Below are 15729 nucleotides of genomic sequence, written 5' to 3' on the forward strand. Positions count from 1 at the left end.
CATGCTGCATTGCCGCAACGCCGGTCGCCGGTGTCGCGCCGCCCGTCGCCCCCACTACACAGGCGCTGCCAATTCACGCTAAGTTCCGCCGGTATCGAGCCAATCCCTTGAATCCGAGCCCCACATCGGTCGCCGACGCGCCCACGCCAGCCTCCCCTTGGAGCGAAGCGCTCGACAGCCACGGGCAGGGCTTGTGGGACTGGGATCTGCGCCGCAACCGCATCTGGCGCTCGCGCGGGTTCCTCGCCGCGCTCGGCTACGGCGAGCGCGAGCCGCACGTCATCGAGCTCGACGACTGGGCCGCCCGGCTGCATCCGGACGACCGCGCGCGCGTGCAGGCCGAGCTCGATGCGCATCTGCGCGGCGAGCGCGATCACTACTACAGCGAATACCGCGTGCGCGGCGCCGAAGGCCCCTACCGCTGGGTGTCGACGCGCGGCCGCGTCGTGGCGCGCGACGAGAGCGGCCGGCCGCTGCGCATGCTCGGCACGCAGATCGACATCGATCATCAGAAAACCGCCGAGCTCGCCCTGCGCGACGGCGACACGGTGTTCCGCCGCATCTTCGAGGACGCGCCGATCGGCATGTCCCTGCAGTCGCCGCAGGGCCGCTGGCTCGACGTCAATCGCGCGCTGTGCGATCTGCTCGGCTACAGCGAGGCGGAGCTGCTGCAGCGGCGCTTCCTCGAGCTGACGCATCCTGACGATGTCGACGACGATCGCCTTATCCTGCAGGCGCTGCTCGAAGGCCGCGTGCGCCAGGTCCGCCGCCACAAGCGCTACATCGCCAAGGATGGCAGCGTGATTCCGGCGCAGGTTGACGTCTCGGTGGTCCGCGACGCCGGCGGCGAGCCGCAATACCTGATCGCGCAGGCGCAGGACACGCGCGAACGACTGCACTACGAGCACGCCCTGCGCGACGAGCAGGAACTGGCGCGGTGCATGCTCGGCGCCATCACCGACGGCGTGCTGCGCATCGATTGCGACGAACGCATCCGCTTCTGCAACGACGCCGCCGCGCAGCTGCTCGGCTACGAACAGGGCGACATGCTGATCGGCGCCGCCTTCGCCGACGTCGTGACGCTCACCGGCGACCGTGGCGCGCCGCTCGGCAAGCCGCTGCAGGAAGGCGCCAGCTGGCCGCCGCTCGTGCAGTTGCACAACCGGCGCGGCGAGATCTTTCCGGTCGAGGTCTCGCTCGCGCCGCTGCGCGGTCACGACGGCGCCGCGCTCAGCGGCATCTGCGTGCTGCACGACGTGTCGCACACGCGGCGGCTGTCCGAGCAGCTGATCTATCAGGCCAGCCACGATGCGCTCACCGATCTGCCGAACCGCCGCGAGTTCGAGGCCGAGCTGGCGCACTGGATCAGCATCTCGAAGCTGGGCAGCGACACGCACACGCTGCTGTATCTCGATCTCGACCACTTCAAGCTGATCAACGAAACCGCCGGCCATACGGCCGGCGACCGCCTGGTCTGCGAGCTGGCGCCGCGCCTGCGCGGCGTGCTGCCGCACGAGGCGGTGCTGGCGCGCACCGGCGGCGACGAATTCGCCGTGCTGCTGCCGCGCTCGACGCCGGCCGGCGCGCGACGCATCGCCGAGGACCTGCTGCACGCGATCGAGGCCTTCCGCTTCGAGCACGAAGGCCGCGCCTACAAGATCGCCGCGAGCATCGGCATCTGCGCGCTCGACGCCGGCACGCGCGACGCCAATACCGCACTCGCCGAAGCCGACACCGCCTGCTATATCGCCAAGCGCCAGGGCGGCCACCGCATCCAGCTCTATAACCACGGCGAGGATCTGGTGCGTCAGGCCTTCCTCGACATCGACTGGGCGTCGCGCATCGAGCAGGCGCTCGAGAACGGCGGCGTCGAGCTGCACGGCCAGCGCATCGTCTCGCTTCACGATCCGGCGCTGACGAACTACGAGGTGCTCCTGCGCGTGCGCGGCGACGACGGCGAGCTGCAGCGGCCGAGCGCCTTCCTGCAGGCCGCCGAACGCTACGGCCTGGCCGGCCGCGTCGATCGCTGGGTGGTGGAGCAGACGCTGCGCCGCCTGACGGCCGGCCTCGAGAGGCATGGCCGCCTGCCGTTCGACACGGTGTCGATCAATCTGAGCGGCTCCAGCGTGTCGGACACCGCCTTCGGCGAATTCCTCCTGGGCGCGCTGGACCGCCACGCGGTGCCGCCGCGCGCCCTGCGCTTCGAGATCACCGAAGGCACCGCGCTGCGCGGCTTCGCGGCCGCCCGGCGACTCGTCGCGCGCCTGCGTGAAGCCGGCTGCCGCGTGATGCTCGACGACTTCGGCAGCGGCTTCACGTCGTTCGACTACCTGCGGCAGATGACGGTCGACGGCCTGAAGATCGATCAGATGTACACGCAGCGCCTGACCGAGGATCGCGTCAACCAGACCATCGTCGAGTCGATCTGCCGCATCAGCGACGTGCTCGATCTGGAAGTCGTCGCCGAGGGCGTCGAGGATGAAGCGACGCTCGCCGCGCTGCGCCGGCTCGGCGTCGACTTCGCGCAGGGGCACCTGTACCACACGACCACGGCGCTCGACGAGCTGCTGCGCTGAGGCCGCGCGGCGCCCGGCGCGCCGTGGCGGTCCGCCTCCTTGACTCCGCCGCCTGCGCCCGCTTCACAGGAAAGCCGGCCGCAAACCCGCGGCTCAGCCCTTCTTCGCCGGCGTGTACTGCCCGACCAGGGCCGCCAGCTTCATCACGTCGCGATCGCGCGACATGCCGACTTCGGCGAGCCGCTGCAGATAGCGCGCCCAGTTCTTCTCCTGATCGCGCACCAGCTCGTCGAGCACGTCCCAGGAATACAGCCCGCTGTCGTGCCCGTCGTCGAAGACCAGGCGCACGGCATACGCACCGACCGGCTCGATGCGGCTGATGTTCACCTCGCGCTTGCCGCCGACCAGCATCGGCTCCGGCAGGCCGTGCCCGCGCAGTTCCGCGCTCGGCGAGAACACGCGCAGATATTCGCAGGACAGCCGGGCGGCGCGGCCGTCCGCCCAGCCGAGTTCGAGCACGCGCGTCTTGCGGTGCAGCCTGATCAGCGTCGGCGCCGGCGTCTGCACGAGCGGCGCTTCAGAGGATGTAGCGGCTGAGGTCTTCGTTGCTGGCCAGCTTGCCGAGCTTCTCGTCGACGAACGCCGCGTCGATCGTCAGCTCGGTGCCGGCCTTGTCCGGCGCGTCATAGGCGATGTCCTCCATCAGGCGCTCCATCACCGTGTGCAGGCGACGCGCGCCAATGTTCTCGGTACTCTCGTTGACCTGCCAGGCGATCTCGGCGATGCGCTTCAGGCCGGCGTCGTCGAACTGCACGCTGACACCCTCGGTCTTCATCAGCGCCTTGTACTGCTCGGTGAGCGCGTAGTTCGGCTCGGTGAGGATGCGCAGGAAATCGTCCGACTTCAGCGCATCGAGCTCGACGCGGATCGGCAGGCGGCCCTGCAGCTCCGGCACCAGATCGGAAGGCTTGGCGAGATGGAAGGCGCCCGAGGCGATGAACAGCACATGATCGGTCTTCACCGAGCCGTACTTGGTGTTGACCGTGCAGCCTTCGATCAGGGGCAGCAGGTCGCGCTGCACGCCTTCGCGCGAAACATCGCTGCCGCCGGAGTACTCGCCGCGCTTGCAGATCTTGTCGATCTCGTCGATGAAGACGATGCCGTTCTCCTCGGCGTTGCGGATCGCCTCGGTCTTGATCGCTTCCTCGTCGACCAGCTTGGCCGCTTCCTCGTCGATCAGCAGCTTGAATGCTTCCTTGATCTTCAGCTTGCGCGCCTTGCCCGGGTTCTGGCCGAGATTGGCGAACATGCCCTGCAGCTGCTGCGTCATCTCTTCCATGCCCGGCGGGCCCATCAGCTGCACGTTCGGCAGCGGCGCCGCGAGCTTCAGCTCGATCTCCTTGTCGTCCAGCTTGCCCTCGCGCAGCTGCTTGCGGAACACCTGGCGCGCCGCCGTGTTCTCGCTCTGGCGCGTGCTGCTCGCTTCGCCGAAATCCTTCGGCGGCGGCAGCAGCACGTCGAGGATGCGCTCCTCGGCGGCGGCTTCGGCGCGATCGCGCTGCTTCTTCATCGCCTGCTCGCGCGTCATCTTGACGGCGGTGTCGACGAGATCGCGGACGATGGTCTCGACGTCCTTGCCGACGTAGCCGACTTCGGTGAACTTGGTCGCCTCGACCTTGACGAACGGCGCGTTGGCGAGCTTGGCGAGGCGGCGCGCGATCTCGGTCTTGCCGACGCCGGTCGGGCCGATCATCAGGATGTTCTTCGGATGGATCTCGGCGCGCATCGGGCCCTGGATCTGCCCGCGGCGCCAGCGGTTGCGCAGGGCGATGGCGACGGCGCGCTTGGCCTTGCCCTGGCCGACGATGTGGCGGTCCAGCTCCTGGACGATCTCGCGCGGCGTCATCGGCATCGAGGCCGGCGCCTGCGGGGAAGCGGAAATGTCGTTCATGTCGTACTCGTGCCGACGATCGCGCTCAGGCGTCGAGCGTTTCGATCGTCAGATTGTGATTGGTGTAGATGCAGATGTCGGCGGCGATGTGCAGACCCTTCTCGACGATCTCGCGTGCCGGAAGCTCGGTGTTCTCGACCAGCGCGCGCGCCGCGGCGGTCGCGAAGCTGCCGCCGGAGCCGATCGCCAGCACGCCGTGCGGCTCGGGCTCCATGACGTCGCCGTTGCCGGAGATCATCAGCGTCGCCTCCCGGTCAGCGACGATCAGCAGCGCCTCGAGACGGCGCAGATAGCGATCGGTGCGCCAGTCCTTGGCCATGTCGACGGCGGCGCGCACCAGCTGGCCGCCGTGCTTTTCGAGCTTGCCTTCGAAACGCTCGAACAGCGTGAACGCGTCGGCGGTGCCGCCGGCGAAACCGGCGAGCACGCCGCCGTTGTAGAGACGGCGCACCTTGCGGGCATTGCCCTTGACGCGCGTGTTGCCCATCGACACCTGGCCGTCGCCGCCGAGCGCGACCTGCCCGTTGCGACGGACGCTGAGGATGGTGGTGCCATCGAACTGTTGCATGTGGGATCCGGGGAAAGGGGGTGCGCAATGGCCCGATGGTGGGGGCGCGCGGCGGGGCTTTCAAGCCGCGCAGCTCCGGCGCGGGCGGACGCGCAAGACGCGCAACCAAAAAGAAAGGGCGCCTCGCGGCGCCCTTTTGTACGACCTTGAAGCGTGCGGCTGGCTCAGTGCGACTCGGCCGGAGCGGTCGAGCTGGCAGCGGCCGGCGCGGTGGCGTCGGCGGCGGCCGGCGTGCACTTGGCCTTCGGCTCGGCGGCGCAATCGCAGGTGGCGGTTTCGCCGGCGGCGCACTGGATCGTCGCGGTCACACCGTTGCCGCAGTCCTGCGTGCACGACTGGGCGGCAGCGGCGGCATCGGCGGCCTGCTGCTCGGCGGCCGGGGCGCCGGCTTCCGGAGCCGGCGCGGCGGCGGCCGGCGCTTCAGCCGGGGCCTCTTCCTTCTTGCCACAGGCAGCGAGAGCGAGGGCGGCGGCGAGGCCCATCGCGATGAGAACATTGCGCGTCATGATTTCAACTCCCGGGTAATGAACAAGTCTTTGAGTGGATTCTGCTTGGCGAAGTCTTCTGCATACGCTCCGACAAGGATCGGCATGATACCGGCTTTTTCCGCTCGAACAAGCGCGTTCAGAGCCCGTTCAGACGCAGTGACGGCCTCATTCAGGGCCGATTCAGGGCCGCGGCAGCGCGCCGTCATGAAGCATCCGCCAGGGCGTCACGAACCTTTCTTGCGACGTGCCCGCGGGTGGGCATCGTCGTAGACCTTGGCGAGGTGCTTCCAGTCGAGATGCGTGTAGATCTGCGTCGTCGACAGATGCGCGTGGCCCAGCATCTCCTGCACGGCACGCAGATCGCCGCTGTTCTCCAGCATGTGGGTGGCGAAGGAATGCCGCAGGCGGTGCGGATGCAGATGCACGCCGAGCGCGTTGCGCTGCGCCCAGCGGCGCAGGCGGCCGGCGATCGTCGCGCGCGACATGCGCAGGCCGCGCGTCGACACGAACAGCGCGCCTTCGCCGGGCGCCGCGTGGGCGTCGCGATGACGCAGCCAGGCATCGAGCGCAGCGCGCGCCTTGCCGCCGAGCAGGGCCATGCGCTGCTTGTTGCCCTTGCCGAGCACGGTCAACTCACGCTGGCCGTGGGCGAGGTCGGCGACGTCGAGCGCGTGCAGTTCGGCGAGGCGCAGTCCGGCGGAATAGAACAGCTCGATGATGGCGCGATCCTGGATTTCGAAGGGCGCGTCGCCGGCGTCGCGATCGAGCGCGCCGGCCAGCGTTTCCGCGTCGAGCGTCGCCGGCAGCTTGCGTTGCCGCTTCGGCGCACGCACCAGCTGCGCCGGATTGGCATCGACGTGCCGCTCGCGGATCAGATAGCGGAACCAGCCGCGCAGGCTCGACAGGTAGCGGTGCAGCGTCGCCGGCTCGCGGCCGGCGCGGCGCTGGGCGCCGAGCCAGGCGCGCACGAGGTGCACGTCGATCTGCTCGATGCGCGCGACGCGCGCGCTGCCGCAGTAGGCGGCGAAGTTCCGCAGATCGCGCCCGGCGGCCGCGACCGTGTGCGGCGAGTAGCGCTTCTCGTTGCGCAGGTAGCGCAGATAGCCGGCGGCGAGCGTCGCGAAGAAGGCCGGAGCCGGCGCCGCCTGCGCAGCCGTGGCGTCCGCCTTCACGTGCGGGCGCGCACCGCGGCCGCGACCAGCTCGGCCGTCAGTTCGAGGAACAGCTTGCCCTGGCGCGGCGTGAAACGCTCGGGGTCGCGCGATCCGAGCGCGACGAAGCCGAGGCTCTTCTCCTTCTCGAGCGGCACGATCGCCGCCGAGCGGATGTCGTCGGCCTTGGGGAACAGCAGCCGCGCACGCTCGGCCCCGACCGGGCCGCACTCGATCAGCCGCGTGCGGAAAAAGTTCTCGAGCTCGCGCGTCAGGCGCCCGTCGGCCTCGATCGGCACGATGCCCTCGATGTCGTGGCGCTTGTAGTGCGAGGCGCCGATGCCGATCAGCGCGGCGTCGATGTCGAAATCCTCGCGCATGCACTTGCCGAGGCCGGCGGCGACCGCGGCCAGCGACGGCGCGCGGATCAGCGTGCGCGCCAGGCGATGCACGTTCTCCTGGCGGCGCTCGTTGTCGCGCGCCGCTTCGAGCAGCCGTTCCAGGCGATCCTCGAGGCGCTGGTTCTTGGCGCGCAGCAGTTCGACCTGGCGCTCGATCAGCGACACCGCCGATCCGCTGCTGTGGCGCAGTTCGATGCTTTCGAGCAGATCCGGATGGCGGGCGAGGAGGTCCGGGTTCGCCTTCAGATAGGCGACGATCTCGCGTTCGTTGAGCTTCGGCACCGCAGCGTCCTTGCCCTGCGCGTTCAGCTCGGCCATTCGAGTTCCCCCTCGAAAACGGTTTCGGCGGGGCCGGTCATCAGCACCGGCTGCCCTTCTCCCTGCCACTCGATCGTAAGCCGGCCGCCGCGCACCTGCACCTCGACGGACGCGTCGAGCAGGCCCCAGACGCGGCCGATGACGACGGCGGCGCAGGCGCCGCTGCCGCAGGCCAGGGTCTCGCCGGCACCGCGCTCGTAGACGCGCAGGCGCACATAGCCGCGGTCGACGACCTGCAGGAAGCCGACGTTGACGCCTTGCGGAAAGGCGCCGTGGCGCTGGATGCGCGGCCCCAGCTCGCCGACCGGCGCGTGGTCGACGTCGGCGACCCTCAGCACCGCATGCGGATTGCCTATGTTGACGGCGCCGATCTCGACGCTTTCGCCGCCGTCGAGCGTCAGCCCGTCAAGATACAAGGTGTAGCGATCGGCGCGCGCCGCGGCGGCGAGCGGAATGTCGCGCGGCGCGAAGCGCGGCACGCCCATGTCGACGCGGTAGTGGTTGCCCTCGACGTGGCGCAGCTCGAGCACGCTGGTCTGCGTGCGCACGCGGATCGCGCTCTTCGGCGACAGGCCGTGCTCGCGCACGAAGCGCGCCAGCGCCCGCGAGCCGTTGCCGCACTGCCCGACTTCGCTGCCGTCGGCATTGAAGATGCGGTAGTCGAAGTCGACGTCGCTGGTCGACGGCGACTCGATGACCAGCACCTGGTCGCAGCCGACGCCGAAGCGGCGATCGGTGAGGCGCCGCAGCAGCGCCGGCTCGGCGCGGAACGGCACGCGCGTCGCGTCGATGACGACGAAGTCGTTGCCGGCGCCATGCATCTTGGTGAACGGAAGCTTCATCCGTGTATTGTATCGGCCCGCGCGACGCGCGGGACCGGAGCGAGCGAAAAGGGGCGGGGATGGGCGGGAACGATCGGCGCGGCGCCGGCGGGCGTCACACGCGGCACGGCGCGGGCGCGGCATGAGAAACGTCTACGCCGTCGTCACCACGCCGGAGATCCGCGCCTGCTGCGAGTTCTACCGCCAGGCCTTCGACGCGCGCATCGTGTTTCGCGCCGACTGGTACGCGCACATCAGCTTTCGCGGCTGGGAGATCGGCTTTCTCAAGCCGCACCAGGAATCGCGCCTGCCGGTTTTCCAGCACACCTCGACGACGCGCGGCCTGTGCATCGTCGTCGAAACCGAGGACGTGCGGCGCGACTACGACACGCTCATCGCGCGCGGCCTGACGCCGCTCGGCCCGATGCGCGAATTCGCCAACGGCGAGCAGTCGTTCGCCCTGATCGATCCGGCCGGCACCGTGCTCAACTTCGTCGAGCACCGGCCGGGCGCCGCCCGGACCTCAGGGGATTGACCGCGCCGGCGCTTTGTCTTTTGAAAATCCGCATGCTAGAAACTCGCGGATCATGACGTGAAAAGCATACAGGGAGCGGCTCGTGAAGGTTCTCGGCGCGGATATCGGCTTCGGCTACACCAAGGCGACCGACGGCCGCCAGTTCCAGATCTTCAAGTCGGTGGTCGGCGAGGCCGCGGAGGTGCAGTTCGGCGAGAGCCTGCTGCCGGGCCAGCCGGCCTTCCCGCGCCACATCCTGCTCGGCGGCCAGGGCTTCTTCGTCGGCGAACTCGCCGAGACGCAGTCGCGTGGCCGCGGCTTCACGCTCGACCAGAGCCAGTTCCTCGCGCAGTACGCCAAGACCCTGGCGCTCGCCGCGCTGGCGCCCTTCGTCGACAGCGGCGATCCGGTGCGGCTCGTCACCGGCCTGCCGATCAGCTTCTTCCGCAAGCACCGCGAGGCGCTGACCGCCCTGCTGCAGAGCCGCCACAGCATCACCGTGGTCAAGCCGGGCAGCAGCGAGCGCGAGGAGAAGATGATCTACATCGAGCGCGTGCGCGTCGTGCCGCAGCCCTTCGGCTCGATGTTCAACCTGATGCTCAACGACATCGGCAAGGCGGCGAGCCAGCGCTTCGTGTCCGAGAAGATCGGCATCATCGACATCGGCTTCCGCACCGCCGACTACACCATCAGCGACAAGACGCGCTATTCGGAACGCGGCTCGCAGAGTTCGGACGCCGGCATCTCGTCGGCCTACCAGGCGATCGCCAACGTCCTGCACGAGAAAAGCGGCGTCAGCATCGAGCTGTACCGCCTCTACGACGGCGTCAGCAAGGGCTCGATCAAGATCAAGGGCAAGAGCTACGACCTGTCGGCCATCGTCAAAGCTGCGTTCACCCAGCTCGCCGGCCGCATCGCCCAGGAAGTGAACCGCCTGTGGGCCGACGACTGGGACATCGATGCCATCGTCATTACCGGCGGCGGCGGCGCGACGCTGGCGCCCTACCTGCAGCCGCTGCTCGAAGGCGAAGTGCTGCCGATGCCGGCCGAGCAGGACGCTCGGCTCAACAATGTGCAGGGCTACTGGAAGTACGGCATGCATCTGTGGGGGGCTTGAGCGAAAACGCCAAAGGCGTTTTCGCTCAAGCCGGGCGGCCAGGGATGGCCGCCCCGGAGTTCAATCAATCGATGCCGTCGCGCCAAGGACGGCATTCCACACTCTCATCAGGAAACGCCCGCGTGAAGTCCGGTGGACTTCACGCGCGGTTTCCGCCGCCCGGCCAAGAATGGCCGGACCGGGGCCCCATCATGTGACGCCGCCTCGCCACGGACGGCCGCACTTCTCTCGAATCACGGCGCCGCTTTCACGAGCCTGCCCTACCCGCCGTTCTCCAGCCCCAGCGCCGCCTCCAGCTCATCCAGCGCCTCGCCGGCGTACACCGACAGGCGCTGCATGCTCGGCAGCGTGTCGCGGCAGCCGGTGAAGCCGACATTGAACTGGCCGGCGTAGCTGACCGCGGTGATGTTCAGGGCCTGGCCGTGCGCGAGCAGCGAGACCGGGTACATCTGCTCCATCTTCGCGCCGTTGAGATACAGCGGACGGTCCGGGCCGGGCACGTTGGATACGGTGAGATTGAACATCGGCCGGATGTGCCCGCCGAGACCGGACAGCAGCTGCGCCATGAACGGCGCCATGAACAGCGCGGTGTAGTTGTCGATGTCGGCCTTGTGCAGCTGCTGCAGATGCTGCTTGGCGTGCTGCGCCGAGTCGTGGATGGCGCGGACGCGTTCGAGCGGATCGGCGATATGGGTGTTGAGCTTGGCGATGATGAAGCTGATGGCATTGCCGGCGTGCTCGTCGTCGGCCGGGCGCACGGAGACCGGCACGCCGGCGGTCAGCGGCTTGTCCGGCAGCGCGTGGATCTCCAGCAGGTAGCGGCGGATGGCGCCGGCGCAAAGCTCCAGGAACACGTCGTTGACGGTGACCTCGGCGGCCTTGGCGATGCGCCGCACGCGCTCCAGCGAATAGTGCTGCGTGGCGAAGCGGCGCTGCCCGGAGACCTTGCCGTTGAGCGCCGAACGCGGGCCGCTGAAAGGCAGCGCCCAGTCCTTGTCCTCGTGCCGCACGGCCTCGCGCACCAGTTCACCGAAGGCGCGGCTCACGCCCGGCACGGTCCGGAGCTGCGTGCGCACGCCCCGCACCACGCCCTGCAGCGGCGTCGCCACCGGCATGTCGCGCTTCTTCGCGCGGCCGCCGCTGCCGGCGCCGACCGCCCAGGGCGGCTGCAGATCGCGCGCGTGGGGGTCCGGCGACAGCATGCGCGCCAGCATGCGCATGCCGCCGATGCCGTCGACCAGCGAGTGATGCATCTTCACGTACAGCGCGAAGCGACGGTTCTCGAGGCCCTCGATCAGATGGCATTCCCACAGCGGCCGGCTGAAGTCCATCGCGTTCGAATGCAGGCGCGAGATCAGCACGCCGAGCTCGCGCTCGCCGCCCGGCGCCGGCAGCGCCGAATGACGGAAGTGATATTCGAGATCGATCTGCCGATCCTCTTCCCAGGCCGGCAGCGCGAAGCGCAGGCGCGACGCGGCGAGGCGCAGGTTGAACGGATAGGCGAAATCGCGCGTCGCGCGGAACTTCTCGACCTGTTTCTTGAGGAACTGCGGACCGGCCTTCGGCGGCAGCGAGAAGATCGCCAGGCAGCCGACCTGCATCGGCGTTTCGCGCGTGTCGACGTACAGCCACGCGGCGTCGAGTGGTTTGAGCAGCTTCATCGTTCCCCCGCCAGCGGTGCCCGGATGGGCTTGTGCTTATGCGGCGCAGTGTAGGGGCGTCGACAGCGGCCCGACAGTGTTCGGCGCTCGCCGCCGCATGGCGCCGCGGCCAAGCGCCGCGGCCGCCGCAGCCAGTCGCCGGGCTCGCGGGGCCGGCCTATACTCGCCAACCAAACGGGCGTTCAATTCGCCCCATGATTATCTCGTTTTCTCGTTCGCGAGCGCAGGAGAGCGCAGCCATGAATACCGTCGTTTCCTATCTGCCCGGCGCGGCGGGCGCCGCTGCCAACGCCGACATCACGCGCGCCTTCGAAGCCCAGCTGCCGACCGCGCTGCGGCTGCGCACGTCCACGGCCAAGGAGCGCATCGCCAAGATCCAGCGCCTGCTCGACGCCGTGCTCGCGCATCGCGAGGATTTCTACGCGGCCGGCCATGCCGACTTCAAGAAACCGCCCGCCGAGGTCGATCTGACCGAGATCCTGCCGGTGGTCGCCGAGGCCAAGCACGCCATGCGCAGCGTGAAGCGCTGGATGAAGCCGGCGCGCGTGTGGCCCTCGCGCATGACCTTCGGCACCAAGAGCTGGATGCAGTACGAGCCCAAGGGCCGCTGCCTGATCATCTCGCCGTGGAACTACCCGGTGAATCTCACCTTCGGTCCGCTGGTGTCGGCGATCGCCGCCGGCAACACGGCGATCCTCAAGCCGTCCGAGATGACGCCGAACCTCTCGGCGCTGATGACGAAGATCGTCCGCGACCTGTTCCCGGCCGACGAGATCGCCATCTTCGAGGGCGACGCCGCGGTCTCGACCGCGTTGCTCGCCCTCCCCTTCGATCATATCTTCTTCACCGGCTCGCCGGCGATCGGCAAGGTGGTGATGGCCGCCGCCGCCAGGCATCTGACCTCGGTGACGCTGGAACTCGGCGGCAAGTCGCCGACCGTGGTCGACGCCAGCGCCGACGTGAAAGCCGCGGCGCGCACGATCATGTGGGGCAAGTACACCAACAACGGCCAGACCTGCATCGCGCCGGACCACATCTACGTGCACGAATCGGTGAAGGACGCCTTCGTCGCCGAGTGCATCGCCGTGCTCAAGGCCAGTTACGGCGAGACGGCGACGGCGCAGCAGCAGAGCCCGAACCTCGCGCGCGTCGTCAACCAGCGCCATACGCAGCGCCTCAATGGCCTGCTCGCCGATGCCAGGCAGCGCGGCGCGCGCGTGCTGTTCGGCGGCGACGTGGTCGAGAGCGAATGCTTCGTCGCGCCGACGCTGATCGACAACATCCCGGCCGACGCCAGGATCCAGAGCGAGGAAATCTTCGGACCGCTGCTGCCGGTCATCGCCTATCGCGATCTCGACGCCGTCATCGCCGAGATCAACGCCGCACCCAAGCCGCTGGCCCTGTACATCTGGAGCAGGAACGAGGCGAACATCGAGCGCGTGCTCAAGCGCACAACGGCCGGCGGCACCTGCATCAACCACGTCGTCATGCAATACGCGCAGGGCAACCTGCCGTTCGGCGGCGTCAACAACTCCGGCATCGGCTCGGCGCACGGCGTCTTCGGCTTCAAGGCCTTCTCGCACGAACGCGCCGTCGTGCGCACGCGCATCAACATCGCCACGCTGCTGTACCCGCCGTACAGCAGCACCACGCGGACCATTCTCAAGCTGATGATGAAGACGCAGTAGTCCCGCGCCACGTGATTCCGGGCCGGCCTCGTGCCGGCCTTTTTCGTGGGCCGCGCTATAGTCGCGCGCAGCGATCGATTTCAATAAGAAGCCGGAGGAGAAGACCATGAGCAAGGCGCGCTATGCCCTCGCCACCAGCCTGTTGCTGCTCGCCGCGTGCGGCGGTGGCGGTGGTGGTGGCAACGACGACGACAACGGCGGCAAACAGTACCAGGCCACCGTCACCCGCACCTCGATGGGCGTGCCGCACATCCAGGCCAAGGACTACGCCAGCCTCGGCTACGGTTACGGCTACGCCTTCGCCGAAGACAACCTCTGCACGATGCTCGAGGACTACGTGACGATTCGCGGCGAGCGCGCCCAGTACTTCGGCCGCGCCGGCAGCTATTCGATCCCGGCCGCCGACGTCACCGTCGGCAACGTCGACAGCGATTTCTTCTGGAAGCTGATGGCGACCGACGCGGTGGTTGCCGAACTGAAGACGGCGGCGCGCAGCGAGGTGCAGGACATCACGCGCGGCTACGTCGCCGGCTTCAATCGCTACATCGCCGAGCTCAAGGCCGGCCAGCATCCGGGCCGCCACGCGGCCTGCGCGACCACCGCCTACCTCGCGCCGATCAGCGAGTCGGACATGTACCGCCGCTACTACCGGCTGTCGATCATCGCCTCGTCGACGGTGTTCGCCAACGAGATCGCCACCGCGCAGCCGCCGCCGCTGTCGGGCCCCGACGCCGCCGCGCCGGACGCGGCGACGGTGAAGGCCGCGCTGGCGGCGAACCCCGGTCCGTTCGCCGCCTTCGGCCGCAACAAGCATCTCGGCAGCAATATGTACGGCCTCGGCCCGCAGGCGACGCAGACCGGCGAGGCGATGCTGTTCGGCAATCCGCACTTTCCGTGGACCGGCACCGAGCGCCTCTATCTCGCGCATCTCACGGTGCCCGGCAAGATGGACATCATGGGCGCCTCGCTGTACGGCGTGCCGCTGGTGCTGATCGGTTTCAACAACCAGCTGGCCTGGAGCCACACGGTTTCGACGGCCTACCATTTCACGCTCTACTACCTGCCACTCAATCCGCTCAATCCGAAGCAGTACTACTACGAGGGCGCCGCCACCGACATGACGCCGGTGCCGCTCAGCGTGCAGGTCAAGGAAAGCGACGGCACGACGACGACCGAGACGCGCACCCTGTACCGCACGCAGTACGGCCCCATCGTCAAGCTCAGCGTGTCCGGCATTCCGGTGCTCGGCTGGGACCGCGGCCGCGCCTACACGCTGCGCGACGCCAACGGCGAGAACGACCGCCTGATGAACCAGTTCTTCGCCTGGAACACCGCCGGCAGCCTCGGCGAATTCAAGGAGGATCACGCGACGATCCTCGGCACGCCCTGGGTCAACACCGTCGCCGCCGGCCCCGGCCAGAACGTCTACTACGGCGATCTGACCGTGGTGCCGAACACGCCAGACGCGCTGGTCGCCGACTGCACGCCGCCGATCGTCGGCACGCTGCTCGCCAGCGCCGCGCCGGGCCTGCCGCTGCTCTACGGCAACCGCGCCGACTGCGCCTGGCAGAACGACGCCGACGCGCCGCCCGGCATCTTCGGCCGCGAGCATCTGCCGAAGCTCGAGCGCGCCGACTGGGTCGCCAACATGAACGACAGCTACTGGCTGACCAATCCGGCGGCGCCGATCACCGGCTTCGCGCGCATCATCGGTGACGAGGGCACGGCGCGCACGCTGCGCACGCGTCTCGGCATCCTGCAGATCCAGCAGCGCCTGGCCGGCAGCGACGGCCGCGCGGGCACCAAGTTCAGCTACGACGACCTCAAGCAGATCGTGCTCGGCAGCCGCATCTACAGCGGCGAGCTGGCACGCGACAGCGTGACCCGCGACCTCTGCGCGCGCGCGCCGAGCGCCTGCGCGGCGCTGAAGACCTGGGACGGCAAGGCCAATCTCGACTCGAAGGGCATGCACGTCTGGCTGGAGTTCTGGAAGAACGTCAACGGCATCGACAATCCCTGGAAGGTGCCGTTCTCGATCGACGATCCGGTCAACACGCCGAACACGCTCGACACCGGCAAGCTCGCCGTCGGCAAGGCGCTCAGCGACGCGCAGACCGCCATCGGCGACGCCGGCCTCGCCTTCGATGCCGCCTGGGGCGACGTGCAGCACTCGGCCGTGCACGGCACGCCGGCGCCTTCCGTGTTCGGCAGCGAGGGCAGCATCGGCGCCTTCACCGTCGCCGACAGCGACGGGCTGACCAGCAGCGGCTACCAGGTCAACTACGGCAACAGCTACATCCAGGCCGTCACCTGGGAGGGCGGCAAGGTGCATGCGGAAGGCTTCGTGACCTACTCGGAGTCCACCGATCCGGCTAATCCGCACTTCAGCGATTTCACGCAGCGCTACACGCAGAAGCAGTGGCTGCGCCTGCCGTTCAGCAGCGACGAGATCGCCGCCGACCGGCAGAGCAGCGTGGACCTGAGCGAGTAGGCACGGCTCCGCTTGCGCGGCGCATTGACGCCGCGCAAGCGCCC

Annotated in this window: 14 protein-coding genes; 5 read left to right on the plus strand and 9 right to left on the minus strand. The window is 68.7% G+C overall.

What is annotated here, in order from left to right; all coding sequences use genetic code 11:
- Nucleotides 1–107 precede the first annotated feature (107 nt).
- Nucleotides 108–2576 carry a PAS domain-containing protein gene (locus K344_RS0112325; RefSeq protein ID WP_169729297.1) on the plus strand — a complete coding sequence of 823 codons (2469 nt, stop codon included), beginning with the start codon at nt 108–110 and terminating at the stop codon, nt 2574–2576.
- A 93-nt stretch (nt 2577–2669) separates the two neighbouring features.
- On the opposite strand, the gene K344_RS0112330 is transcribed toward K344_RS0112325, so the two are convergent.
- The 8 genes from K344_RS0112330 to dapF form a co-directional block, all read right to left on the minus strand.
- The gene (locus tag K344_RS0112330) at nt 2670–3083 is read right to left on the minus strand and encodes a gamma-butyrobetaine hydroxylase family protein (protein WP_028080919.1); all 414 of its coding nucleotides are present in this window, start codon (nt 3081–3083) and stop codon (nt 2670–2672) included.
- 10 nt (nt 3084–3093) lie between these two features.
- Nucleotides 3094–4428, minus strand: a complete 1335-nt coding sequence (gene hslU, locus K344_RS0112335; RefSeq protein ID WP_043114530.1) for an ATP-dependent protease ATPase subunit HslU — start codon at nt 4426–4428, stop codon at nt 3094–3096.
- A 64-nt stretch (nt 4429–4492) separates the two neighbouring features.
- Entirely contained in the window at nt 4493–5035 is a 543-nt protein-coding gene (gene hslV, locus K344_RS0112340) for an ATP-dependent protease subunit HslV (protein WP_028080921.1), read from the minus strand.
- Nucleotides 5036–5199: 164 nt separating this feature from the next.
- Nucleotides 5200–5541, minus strand: coding sequence for a hypothetical protein (locus tag K344_RS0112345; protein WP_028080922.1), 342 nt, complete (start codon nt 5539–5541; stop codon nt 5200–5202).
- Entirely contained in the window at nt 5538–5729 is a 192-nt protein-coding gene (locus K344_RS24070; RefSeq protein ID WP_157622907.1) for a hypothetical protein, read from the minus strand. Before K344_RS24070 ends, K344_RS0112345 begins: the two co-directional genes overlap by 4 nt.
- 18 nt (nt 5730–5747) lie before the next feature.
- Nucleotides 5748–6695: a tyrosine recombinase XerC gene (locus tag K344_RS0112350; protein ID WP_028080923.1), complete on the minus strand. Its 948-nt coding sequence runs from the start codon at nt 6693–6695 to the stop codon at nt 5748–5750.
- Nucleotides 6692–7393: a DUF484 family protein gene (locus tag K344_RS0112355; protein WP_028080924.1), complete on the minus strand. Its 702-nt coding sequence runs from the start codon at nt 7391–7393 to the stop codon at nt 6692–6694. Before K344_RS0112355 ends, K344_RS0112350 begins: the two co-directional genes overlap by 4 nt.
- A complete protein-coding gene (gene dapF / locus K344_RS0112360) occupies nt 7381–8235 on the minus strand; it encodes a diaminopimelate epimerase (protein WP_028080925.1) in 855 nt (284 codons plus the stop codon). Before dapF ends, K344_RS0112355 begins: the two co-directional genes overlap by 13 nt.
- 121 nt (nt 8236–8356) lie before the next feature.
- Between dapF and K344_RS0112365 the strand changes: the two genes are divergently transcribed.
- Together K344_RS0112365 and K344_RS0112370 are read left to right on the plus strand one after the other, a co-directional pair.
- The gene (locus K344_RS0112365) at nt 8357–8749 is read left to right on the plus strand and encodes a VOC family protein (protein WP_028080926.1); all 393 of its coding nucleotides are present in this window, start codon (nt 8357–8359) and stop codon (nt 8747–8749) included.
- An 82-nt stretch (nt 8750–8831) separates the two neighbouring features.
- Entirely contained in the window at nt 8832–9845 is a 1014-nt protein-coding gene (locus K344_RS0112370) for a ParM/StbA family protein (protein ID WP_028080927.1), read from the plus strand.
- A gap of 260 nt (nt 9846–10105) precedes the next feature.
- Here the strand turns inward: K344_RS0112370 and K344_RS21510 are convergent, their stop codons facing one another.
- Entirely contained in the window at nt 10106–11506 is a 1401-nt protein-coding gene (locus tag K344_RS21510; protein WP_043114446.1) for a WS/DGAT/MGAT family O-acyltransferase, read from the minus strand.
- Between the two features lie 239 nt (nt 11507–11745).
- Between K344_RS21510 and K344_RS0112380 the strand changes: the two genes are divergently transcribed.
- Together K344_RS0112380 and K344_RS0112385 are read left to right on the plus strand one after the other, a co-directional pair.
- Nucleotides 11746–13194: an aldehyde dehydrogenase family protein gene (locus tag K344_RS0112380; protein WP_051362188.1), complete on the plus strand. Its 1449-nt coding sequence runs from the start codon at nt 11746–11748 to the stop codon at nt 13192–13194.
- Between the two features lie 106 nt (nt 13195–13300).
- Entirely contained in the window at nt 13301–15685 is a 2385-nt protein-coding gene (locus K344_RS0112385) for a penicillin acylase family protein (RefSeq protein ID WP_028080929.1), read from the plus strand.
- Nucleotides 15686–15729: the final 44 nt, after the last annotated feature.

It is taken from the genome of Solimonas soli DSM 21787, from assembly GCF_000474945.1.
In the GTDB taxonomy this organism is placed as follows: domain Bacteria; phylum Pseudomonadota; class Gammaproteobacteria; order Nevskiales; family Nevskiaceae; genus Solimonas; species Solimonas soli.